The sequence below is a fragment of the Verrucomicrobiota bacterium genome (assembly GCA_016871675.1).
Taxonomy (GTDB): domain Bacteria; phylum Verrucomicrobiota; class Verrucomicrobiia; order Limisphaerales; family VHCN01; genus VHCN01.
In genome coordinates this window covers 1-10,340 of record VHCN01000090.1, presented here as the reverse complement: position 1 = coordinate 10,340, position 10,340 = coordinate 1, and the positions used below count along the sequence as shown (strand labels likewise).

Below are 10,340 nucleotides of genomic sequence, written 5' to 3'. Positions count from 1 at the left end.
GCGCCTCGGGGACGCCTTCACCGTGCATGGGTCAAGCTTCGTGCGCCCGCCGGTCGAAGCCATCAAGCTCGACCAGACGTTTGGGAAGATGGACACGTTCACGTGGCGTGGGCGCGAGTTCCGCTGCATCGACACGCGCGGCAACAGCCCCGGCCACATGAGCTACTTCCTGAACGACGGCGGCCGCTGGCTCGCGTTCACCGGGGACGTGATGCTCGACGGCGCGAAGATGCACACGTGGTTCGACAGCGAGTGGGACTACGGCTTCGCCGCGGGCGTGTGGGCCGCCGCAAACGCCGCCGGGCAGGTCGTCGCCTTCGATCCCGCGTGGATGCTGCCGTCACACGGGCCGCCCATCGCGAACGCGAAGAAGCAGCTCGAGGAATTCCAGCAGAAGCTCTTCCACCTCGAGCGGCTGCTCGTGCGCGGTTACCCGGTGACCACGTTTGCGGGGGCGATGCAGGACAAGACGTCGAAGCCGTCGAAGGTCCCGAACGTGTGGCAGGTGTCGCCGCACGTGTTCAAGTTCCGCGGGCCGGGCTTCTTCCCGAACTTCTACATGATCCTCGCCGACAGCGGGCGCGCGCTGGTGGTGGACTGCGGCTTGTTGCAGACGAACTTCCTCGACACCGCGCTCGCCGGGATGCAGCGGCACTACGGGCTCAAGGCGATTGATGCGATGGTTGTGACGCACATGCACGGCGACCACTTCCTGCAGGCGCCGCATCTGAAGCAGAAGTGGGGCGCGCAGTTTTGGGGCCTCGACCGAATGGCCGACGTGTGCGCGCGGCCCGAGGCGTTCGACTACGCCGCGCCGATCCAAGCCTATGGCATCGGCGTGGACCGGCTGAAGTTCGACCGGCTCTTCAAGTCCGGCGAACAGTTCGCGTGGGAGGGCTTTCGTTTCACGATCGACTGGATGCCGGGCCAGACCGAATTCGCGTTGTGCATGACGGGCGTGATTGACGGGCGCAAGGTCGCGTTCACCGGCGACAACATCTTCGGCAACCCTGCGGACCCGCAGCAGAACGGCCACGAGGCGATGTGCGCGCGCACCAGCGGCATCCTCGATGAAGGCTACATCGTCGGCGCGGAATACCTGTCGAAGCTCAGGCCCGACATCCTGCTCGGCGGCCACAGCTACGTGATGGACCAGCCTGCGAAGTTCATCGAGCGCTACCGCAAATGGGCCTACGACATGCGCGACGCGTTCAAGACCGTGAGCAGCGAGCCGGAGTATCGCTGGTGGTTCGACCCGTTCTGGGTGCGCGCCGAACCGCACCGCGTGCAGGTCAAGCGCGGCGGCTCCGCCGAGGTGAAGGTGAACGTGCGCAACTTCGAGTCGAAGCCCGTCGCGTTCGAGATCACTCCGCACGCGCCGCCTGGCCTCGTGGCTGAGCCGAAGGGTTGGGGTCACGGCGTCGCCGCGCAGACCGTCACGCACTTCATGCTGAAGCTCGCCGCCGACGCGGACGCCACGCCCGGCGTGCGCATCGTGGCCTTCGACATCACCCGGGCCGGCAGGCGCCACGGCGAGTTGTTCGATTGCATCGTGGAAATCGTGCCGTGACACCACCTTGAAGCCAGTCCAACGTCCCGCAGTCGAAACTCAGCACTCATGAGCTTCATCAGCCGCCGACAGTTTCTCCGCGCCGCGGGTGTCTCGCTCGCGCTGCCCGCGCTCGACTCGTCTGCGCCGTTCGCCCGCGCCGCCGCCGCCGGACCCATCCGCCGCATGGTCTGCTGCTGCGCGACGCTCGGCATTCACGCGGAGAACCTGTTCCCCGCGACAACCGGGCGCGACTTCGAGCTGACGCCCTATCTGGAGCCGCTCAAGGAGTTTCGCCGCGGCTTCACCTTGTTCAGCGGCGTGTCGCATCCGGAGGTGGACGGCGGGCATTCGAGCGAGGCGAGCTTCCTGACGGCCGCGCCGCATCCGGGCGCGAGCAGCTTTCGCAACACCATTTCCCTCGACCAGTTCGTGCTTGAGAAGCTTCCGCCCGCGACGCGCTTCGGGAGCCTCGTGCTCAACACCGGCAACGGCGGCACCGGCCTTTCCGTCTCGCGCAGCGGCGTGAAGGTGCCGGCGGACTGGCGGCCGAGCGAGGTCTTCAAGAAGCTCTTCGTCAACGGCACGCCCCGCGAGGTCGCGCAGCAGGGCGACCGGCTGCGCGACGGCCGGAGCATCATGGACACCGTGGCCGGCGACGCGAAGCGGCTCCAATCCCGCGTGACCGCGCGCGACCGCGAGAAGCTCGACGAGTATTTCACGACCGTCCGCGAGGTCGAGCAACGGCTCAAGCTCGCCGAAGACTGGGCGAAGAAGCCGAAACCGCAGGTGAGCACGCCGCCGCCGACGGACGTGCAGAACGCCGCGGACTTCGTCGCCCGCACGCGCCTGATGTTCGACCTCGCGCACCTCGCCTTGCAGACCGACTCCACTCGCGTCATCACGCTGATGATCCAGGGCCACAACAGCGTGCCGCCCGTTCAGGGCATCACGATCGACTGGCACAACCTGTCGCACCACGGGAAGGACCCGGAAAAGCTCGCGCAACTCCGCGTCATCGAACTGGAGCAGATGAAGCTGCTGGCGGCGTTCCTCGCGAAGCTCAAGTCATCCAAGGAATCCGGCGCGGACCTGCTGGCGAACACGATGGTGCTCTACGGCTCAAACCTCGGCAACGCGTCGAGCCACGACACGCGCAACATGCCCTTGCTGCTCGCCGGCGGCGGGTTCAAGCACGGACAGCACCTCGCGGGCGATCAAAGGAACAACACGCCCGCCGGCCAGATTTTCGTCGCCATGCTCCAACGCCTCGGCATCGAGACGGACAACTTCGCCAGCGGCCGGGGCCGCATGAAAGGGCTCGAACTCGCATGAGGCGCGCATTACTGCTGCTCGCCGCTTGTTGCGCCGTCGCGGCACGAGCGGACAGCGAAAGATGTTCACGTTGCCAAGCGTCGGGAAGATCGCTTCGCGCTGTTGGGGTCGCTCGCCGCGACGTGGGCGCTGTTCGCTGCGTGCACTTCGTCCGAACTTTCAGCCGCGAGAGAGAAGGCGCTCAAGGGGGACGCGCAGGCGCAGCTCGAACTCGCGCAGATGTATCTCTACGGCAAGGGCGCGAAACAGGATCACGAGGAGGCGGCCAAACAGGGCGATCCCGAAGCGAAGGCCGAACTCGCCGCGATGCCCGACAAACCCGCGATGCCTCCCGAGCCCAAGTAGGGCTGTCGAATCCGGCTTCAACCGCGCGGCCCGCCCTCGAACTTCACGGCACCGCCACCACGCCCAGGGGCGGCGCTGGCTTGTGCTCGCGGGGCGCCACGCTCTCCACGAAGTAACTTCGGAACGTCTCGTCCGGCACCGGCTGAAAACTCCCGCCGAGCAGCTTGCCCAGCGTCTCGGCGACCGCCGGACGGATTTCCGACGGGAGCGGCACTTTCACCGCCGCGACCAGCGCGTTCCCCGTGGCGCGATCCCCGACAGCGGCAAGATACCGCAGCGCCGCGATGCGGACGAACGGCTCGTCAAAACTCGGCCCGCCTCCCGGCGGCGGCGGAATGACGGGGAGCGTCACGATTTGAATCGCGCGCGGGATCGCCAGCTTGTCGCCCGCGTCGGTCAGCACCGTGAACGCGGCTTCCCGCGCGCGCGGCAGGTTGATGTCGAACGTAATCTGCACCAGCACCTGCCGGATCGAAGGCAGCGCGCGCTTGTCGCCGGCTTTCCCGAGCGCGAGCACGATCGCGGTCTTCAGAGTCTCGTGGGGTGTCGTCAGCTTCGCGGTCATGACCGTGGTGGCGTTCGTATGCTTCAACTCGCCAAGCGCCCACGCGGCCTGTTCCTGCACCACGGGACCACGCGATTCGAACGCCGCGAGCACGGGCGCCCGCGAGTCCGGGTTTCGCAACTGTCCGAGTGCCGAGGCCGCGCTGCGGGCCACCAGGTCCTCGCGGTCCTCGAGCAACGCATGCAATTCCGAAGCCAGCTTCGCATCTCCCCACGCGCCGGTGGCGAGCGCTGCTGAGGCGCGAGTCATCCCGCGTTCGTGCCGCAGCAACCGCATCAACGCGCCCTGCGACGGCGCATCGTGAATGGCCACGAGGGTCAGCCCCGCCATCCGCCGGACTTGCCCGCTTGGATCGAGCTCCAGCCGGCGGACCATCGCGGCGGTGAGGTCCGCGCGCGGCGCATCCTCGAACATCGCCGCGAGAGCGTCGGCGGACGCGAGGCGCAATCCTTCGTCAGGATCATCCAGTCGCTTCAACAACTCGGGAATCGCGGCGGCGATCTTCCCCCGCTGCACAGCGCGGACAGCTTCCTCCTGAACTGCGACCTCGGGTCGGGCCAATGACGCCAGCACCGCGGCGGCGTGCTGCCGCGCGGCGGCGTCATCGAGCGCGCGCAGGCCTCGAAGCCACGTGACCAGATTCGTGCTCCGCAGCGTGGCGACCGCACTCGCGGGCGGTGCGGACACGACCGGCTTCACACGCAACTCCGCGGCCCGTTGGGCGGGTGATGCAGGAAGGCCGAGGACCGCAGCCGTCTTGGCTGCCTGCTGGCGCGTGGCTTCGAGGTCGGCGGTCCACATCGAGCGCACGGCGCCGGCATCCGCGGGGTCGCGGATGAACGCCAGCGCTTCGAGCGCGCGCTCGCGCACGACGGGGTCGGGTTCCTTCAGCGCGGCGCGCAACATCTCGTGCGTCGGCGCGTCCTTGAGCGGATGCATCACCAGCGGCACCCACGCCGCGCAGGCGCCCGCGGCGCGCGCGTGGCGCAGCAGGCTGCGAACCCATGGGATCAGGCGGTTCATTTCTGAGGCAGCAGCAGCCAGCGCAATCGCAGGAAGGCCAGCACGAGGAACACGCCCGAGACGCACAGCGACAGCTCCGCGTGACGGCGCCACAAGACTCCGAGTTCGTCGAACACGCCGCGCGTGAGCACCTGCAGCGACGACGCAAACGGGTTCAACACAAGAATCGATTCGCGAAGCTTCAACGAGAGTTGGTCCGCGGCCAGCAGCGGGAACAGTGTGACGACGGCGGCGAGAAACGTGATCGCATACGCCAGCGCCGTCGCCACCGCCGTGCGCGGCGCGATGGCGGATGAGAACAACCCCGCCGCCAGCGCGAACAGGATGGTCGTGCCGATCACCGTCCACGCGTCGAGGATTTCGCGGGTCGTATTGATTTCGAGATAGTGGATCGCATACCAGCCTGGAAGCGCGCCGAGCACAAGGAACGCGACGAAGAGCAGCGCCACGCCGAGCTTGCCGATCAGGAACGACACCGGACCGAGCCGGGACATTCGCAGCAGCTCGAGGCTTCCGCGCTCGCGCTCCTGCGTGATCGCGCCCGCCGTGAGCGAGGGCACGATCAGCACAACCAGGCCGAGTTGAAAGACGAGTGACACGGCGCGAATCATGTTGGGCGTCGGGCCGACGAGGTTGCCGACCACGCCGATCATCATGAGCATCGAGAGGCCGAAGCAGGCGACCGCGATGCGGAACGTCCACAGCCCGCCGCCGAACGCCTGGCTGCGCAGCTCCTTCGCGAACATCGGGTTCAGCCAGTCCGGGATGCACGCGCGCCGGCGCATCGGATCAATGAGGTAGAACGGGAAGCGCAGCTTGCGGCGCGTCAGCTCGCGCCCTCCCTCGACCGTGCGGCCGTGGGCGCGCGTGGATCGTTGCCCCGCCCAATGCACGCGGCCGAGGATGAACAGCGCGAGCAACGCCGAGATCGCGCCGCTCCCGATGAGGTAGTGGCGCCACGCGCCCGCGGGCTCGAAGGCCGGCAGGATCACGGACGCCATCGCCCCGACCGGACTAAAGGCCCGCGAGTAGTGGATGAACTCCGAAGCCCAGGCTTTCTGCTCCAGGACGAAAAACGGAACCCACGGCCCGGCGGTGCAGGCAAGGATCAGCACGTAGGTCAGGACCAGCGCGAGGTGCGAGCTGCGCACGACGGCGCTCACGGCGAGGCCGAGCAGGCCGAACAGAACGCTGCTCGCCGCCGTGACGAGGTAGATCGCGGCCGCCTCGCGCACCGAGACCGCACCGAGGAAGAAGCACGCCGCGAACACCGGCAGCGACAGCACCACGAAGAGCAGAAGCACGCCGATGGACGACACGAGCTTGCCCAGCACGATGTCCCACGGCCGCAGCATCGTGGCGAAGAGCAGGTCGTAGGTGTTGCGTTCTTTCTCGGACGTGATCGCAGTCGAGGCGAAGGCCGGCGCGTAGAGGATGACGAGCAGCAGTTGCGCGACACCGCAAACGAGCAGGATGGATCGGGACGCGCGCGCGGTGACGGAAAAGACGCCTTCCTGCGGCCACATCCACCACACGAGCGAGGCGAGCGCGAGCAGGTAAAGCGCGGCCAACGCCAGCGCGAGCGGCGAGCGCAGCGCGCTCTTCAGTTCGCGGCCGAGGACGGGGTTACCCACCATCGTTCGTCCTCCGTTTGCCGGCCTTCGCCTCGGCGGTGACTTTCATGTAGATGTGCTCGAGGTCGAGCGGCACCTCGCGGAACCACAGCACGCCGACGCCTTGCTGAAGCAGACAGGCGAGCAGGCCGGAGATTTCCTCGTCCTGACCCTCGAACGACAGTCGCAGCAGGCGGCCGACGGTTTCCGTCACTTCAAGCTTTGGCGCGGCGAACTGCGCGACCAGCACAGCGGCCGCTGCCGCCGGGTCGCCCAGCACTTCCACCTCGATCACGCGGCGTTGCTCGACCTGCCGCATCACGGCCTCCATGCGGTCGCACAGAAGCAGACGCGCCTGTTCGAGAATGCCGATGCGGTCGCAGACCGAAGCCAGTTCCGGCAGGATGTGCGACGAGACGAGGATGGTCTTGCCGCGTTCCTTGAGCCGCTTGAGCAACTGCCGCATCTCGATGCGGGCGCGCGGGTCGAGGCCGGACGTGGGCTCGTCGAGGAACAGCACCTTGGGGTCGTGAATGAGCGCGCGCGCGATGCCGACCCGCTGCTGCATCCCGCGCGACAGCGAGTCCACGAAGTAGTCGCGCATCGCGTCCGTGCCGGTGACGCCGAGCACCTCGTCGATGCGGCCGCGCCGTGTGGCGCGCGGGAGCCGGTAGGCCGCACCGAAGAAATCGAGATACTCCCAGACGCGCATCCCCTGATACACGCCGAAGGTGTCCGGCATGTAGCCGACCACGCGCTTGGCCTGCTGCGGGTGGCGCACCACGTCCACGTCTGCGACGGACGCGCTCCCGCTCGTCGGGCGGAGCAGCCCGGAAAGGATGCGGATGGTCGTGCTCTTGCCCGCGCCGTTCGGGCCGATGTAGCCGAAGATCTCGCCCTCCTCGATGACGAGGTCCAGCGCATCCAGCGCGAGGACGTCCGCGTATCTCTTCGTGAGTGCTTTCGTGACGATCATGGGACAAGACCTTTGACTTCGAGGTCCAGTTCGCGCAACTGCCAGGTGTGGATGTTCGGGTTGATCTGCAAGTCGAGCTTCCGGCCTTCCGCGGAGTATGCGACTCGCACGACGACGAACACGCTGCGCACGCCCGCGTGGAGAAACCGCGCCGGGTCTGGCACACGCAGCGGCGACGAAGTGCCGACGCGCTCCATCCGCGAGACGGCGTGCTCGACGTCCTCGGGCAGCTTGAAATCGCCCGGCGCGACGAACACATCCGGCTCGAACGCCGCGCCGCGAAACTCAAAGTGAACCGTCAACTCCTGCGCATGGAGCGCGGGACATCCGGCCGGAAGGGTGAACTCGACCGCGAGGTGCGCGGCACGACCTCCGGCGAAGCAGCCCGCGCCGCGCTCGAACGGCTGCGCCCGCGTGTTGCGCAGTTGCACCGGCATCAACCCTGCCGGCAGATGCAGCACCGGACCATCGTAGTCCACCGTGCCATCCACCGCGAGCAGTCCCACTGCCCGACGCGGGATGGGCGGATCGATCGACGCGATGGGGAACGCAGGCTCGTCGCTCCAACTGAACAGCACCGGCAGCGGCTCGCGTCCGCGCAGCAGCCGTTGGAACCGCCGCTCGTCGGCCTTGATCAACACTTCCGCCGCGTATTCGGGCGCGGGGAAAAGCACGCCGCGCAACCGCTCGCGCTGCGCGTCACGCGCCGAGCGCAGCAAGCCGGTGGTGGTGGCGCGCGGGTTCCCGCGCAAGCCGGCGCGGTCGACCTGCGCGTGTGGCTGCACGTCACCGAGGGGCACGACAAACCGGTTGAATTTCACAAACGCGCCGGAGAGCGGCGCGCCGGCGCGGTTCGAGACCGACAACGTGAGGCCGTCGGCAGACACGCGGGCGCGCACGTTGGGTGAGCGCGTGCCCGTCGCCGGCCCGCTGCCGGCGATGGCGCGCAAGTCGTCCGCGCGCACGGCGAGATTGCTGACGGACAATCGCTCCTCGTAACCGAGCGCGAACAATTCGGGCGGCGTGGTCGCGCTGCGTCCCGGTGTCAATGAAGCGCCGTCGGAGCCCGTGTGAATCGAATAGCGGCGTTCCACGGGCGAGAACAAGCCGAGCATCGCTTGAACGCGGCCCGAGTCGCCGCCGCTTGTGGAGGTCGTCACGAAGACTTCGTTGAGCAACGGTTGTGGCGCGGACTTCCATCTGGCCGTTGCGGAGATGGCGCCGACGCCTGCCGCGATCGCGAGCATCACCGCCACCGGCCAGCCCCATTCCGGCCGCGACGTGAATCGGAAGAGCGCCAGCACCAGCAACAGTCCGCCCGCGGCCGCGCACAAATACAACAACACGCCGCGTCGCGACATCACCTTGAATCCCGCGAGGCTCGCCAGCACGCGCTCGACATCCGGCGACCGCGCGAGCAACCGATCGGAGTGATGAAGGAATTGCGGCGGGCCGCCGAGCAGGTCGCGCCAGAAACTCACGGAACCCGGCCACACGCTGAACTCCTCGCGGCCCGCCTCGAAGCCGATCATCGTCACCCGGCCCACGCCCTCGCGCCGCGAGAGGATCCACGGACGGTCTCGCGTGCCGACAAGCACCTCGCACTCGCCGGGCGCGAGCCTCGCGATCGTGAGGCCGTTCGTGAAGATGAAGCCGCCCGCGACCGGCGGCAGTGTCTCCACCCGCTGCGTCGAGACGAACGTGCCGGGCAAGAGTTCGGCGAGCGCCGGACTGATGCCCGGCATCGCGGAGGGCAACACCAGCAGGTGGCCGCCACTCTCGACGTAGTCGCGAATTGCGCGCAATTGCAGCGGCGTCAGTTCTGTCTCCGCCAGCCCGCCGAGCACCATGGCGTCGAAGCCTCGCAATTCGAGCGGCCGGCGAGGCATGGCGCGGGGCGGTGTCAGCGCGCGCGCGAACGGGCGCCGCTCGGTGCCGATGAACAGGTCGCGCAAGCCGCGGTAGCCGTCGAAGTCGGAGTCCACGACGAGGAGGAAAAAGGCTTCTTCCGGCACCGGGTTTCCGAGCGCCTCGTTTTGGCCCCACGTGCGGAGCGCGCCGTCCGTGAGCTTCACCGAAACGACGCGGCCGAGCTGGACGCGTCCCGCCGTCGGCGACGGGCGGATGTCGGGAAGAATCGGGAACTCGAACCGGCGGTTGGATTCCGCCGGGAGAAAAGCCGGCCGCGTGAATTGCACGCGCTGGCCCGCGCCCGCGCCGGGGCTTTCGACCGTGATGAGCGCCGTGCAAGCCGGGCCGGGGTTTTCGACATCCACGGTGAGCGGCGTCCAGTGGCGGTTGCGAAACTGTCCGTTGAATCCGACGAGCGCGCTGCGCAGGCGCGGCATCTCGGGCTGCGCTTCCGCGATGGAAGCCACCATCAACAATGCGGTGAGCGTGACGATGCGGCGCACGGGATGACGATTGGGGTGGAGAATGACCGGGCTAACGACGAGGCGCGACGGCCTGTTCATTCAATTCGCGCCGTGTGATTCGCACGGGGGGCGCGATTTGGAATTCAACTGGACCCGGCGCCGCTGCGGTGAATTGGGCATGGAGGTAAAGTAGGCAACCCGAGGCTGCGGGTCAGTCGGATTCTTCCCCCACGGGCGTTCCAACTCAGCAGTGCGAGGGGTGGGCACCGCAGCGGCGGGGCGGGCGCGGCGAGCGCGTCTGACGCGGTCGCGCTTGGGAATTGACCGCGGTACGCCGGCTCATCACTGTAGCGCCATGAAAACTGTGTGCGACCGATTCGTTTTCCGGCTGACCTTCCCCGCGGCGTGTTGCGCCGCTCTCGTCGCGTTGTCGGCGGACGCGCCGCTCAAGCCCGATGACAAGGGCTTCATCCGCGACTGGCTGCTGCTCGCGCCCATCCAGTTGGCCTCGGAGAACGCCGGAGCCGACGAAATCGACAAGCCACAGGTGCCCAACGAG

The 10,340-nt window shown here is 67.8% G+C and carries 8 protein-coding genes; 4 read left to right on the top strand and 4 right to left on the bottom strand.

What is annotated here, in order from left to right:
- The first annotated feature begins 40 nt into the window (after window positions 1-40).
- The 3 genes from FJ386_14060 (at window position 41) to FJ386_14050 (ending at window position 3,229) form a co-directional block, all read left to right on the top strand.
- Complete coding sequence (locus tag FJ386_14060) at window positions 41-1,570, top strand: MBL fold metallo-hydrolase (protein ID MBM3877817.1); 1,530 nt, start codon at window positions 41-43, stop codon at window positions 1,568-1,570.
- A 48-nt stretch (window positions 1,571-1,618) separates the two neighbouring features.
- On the top strand, window positions 1,619-2,884 hold the full coding sequence (locus FJ386_14055) for a DUF1552 domain-containing protein (protein MBM3877816.1): 1,266 nt from the start codon (window positions 1,619-1,621) through the stop codon (window positions 2,882-2,884).
- 102 nt (window positions 2,885-2,986) lie between these two features.
- Entirely contained in the window at window positions 2,987-3,229 is a 243-nt protein-coding gene (locus FJ386_14050) for an SEL1-like repeat protein (GenBank protein ID MBM3877815.1), read from the top strand.
- Between the two features lie 43 nt (window positions 3,230-3,272).
- Here FJ386_14050 and FJ386_14045 read toward each other — a convergent pair whose 3' ends face one another.
- From FJ386_14045 to FJ386_14030, 4 genes are read right to left on the bottom strand one after another with little or no spacing between them, the layout of a single operon-like run.
- On the bottom strand, window positions 3,273-4,817 hold the full coding sequence (locus FJ386_14045; GenBank protein ID MBM3877814.1) for a HEAT repeat domain-containing protein: 1,545 nt from the start codon (window positions 4,815-4,817) through the stop codon (window positions 3,273-3,275).
- Window positions 4,814-6,454 (bottom strand): hypothetical protein, encoded by a 1,641-nt coding sequence (locus FJ386_14040; GenBank protein MBM3877813.1) that lies wholly within the window; start codon window positions 6,452-6,454, stop codon window positions 4,814-4,816. Before FJ386_14040 ends, FJ386_14045 begins: the two co-directional genes overlap by 4 nt.
- Window positions 6,444-7,406 carry an ABC transporter ATP-binding protein gene (locus FJ386_14035; protein ID MBM3877812.1) on the bottom strand — a complete coding sequence of 321 codons (963 nt, stop codon included), beginning with the start codon at window positions 7,404-7,406 and terminating at the stop codon, window positions 6,444-6,446. Before FJ386_14035 ends, FJ386_14040 begins: the two co-directional genes overlap by 11 nt.
- Window positions 7,403-9,880: a hypothetical protein gene (locus FJ386_14030; GenBank protein MBM3877811.1), complete on the bottom strand. Its 2,478-nt coding sequence runs from the start codon at window positions 9,878-9,880 to the stop codon at window positions 7,403-7,405. The genes FJ386_14035 and FJ386_14030 overlap by 4 nt, the downstream gene beginning before the upstream one ends.
- A gap of 256 nt (window positions 9,881-10,136) precedes the next feature.
- Here FJ386_14030 and FJ386_14025 point away from each other — a divergent pair.
- A partial coding sequence (locus FJ386_14025; protein MBM3877810.1) for a hypothetical protein occupies window positions 10,137-10,340 on the top strand: 204 nt, incomplete at its 3' end.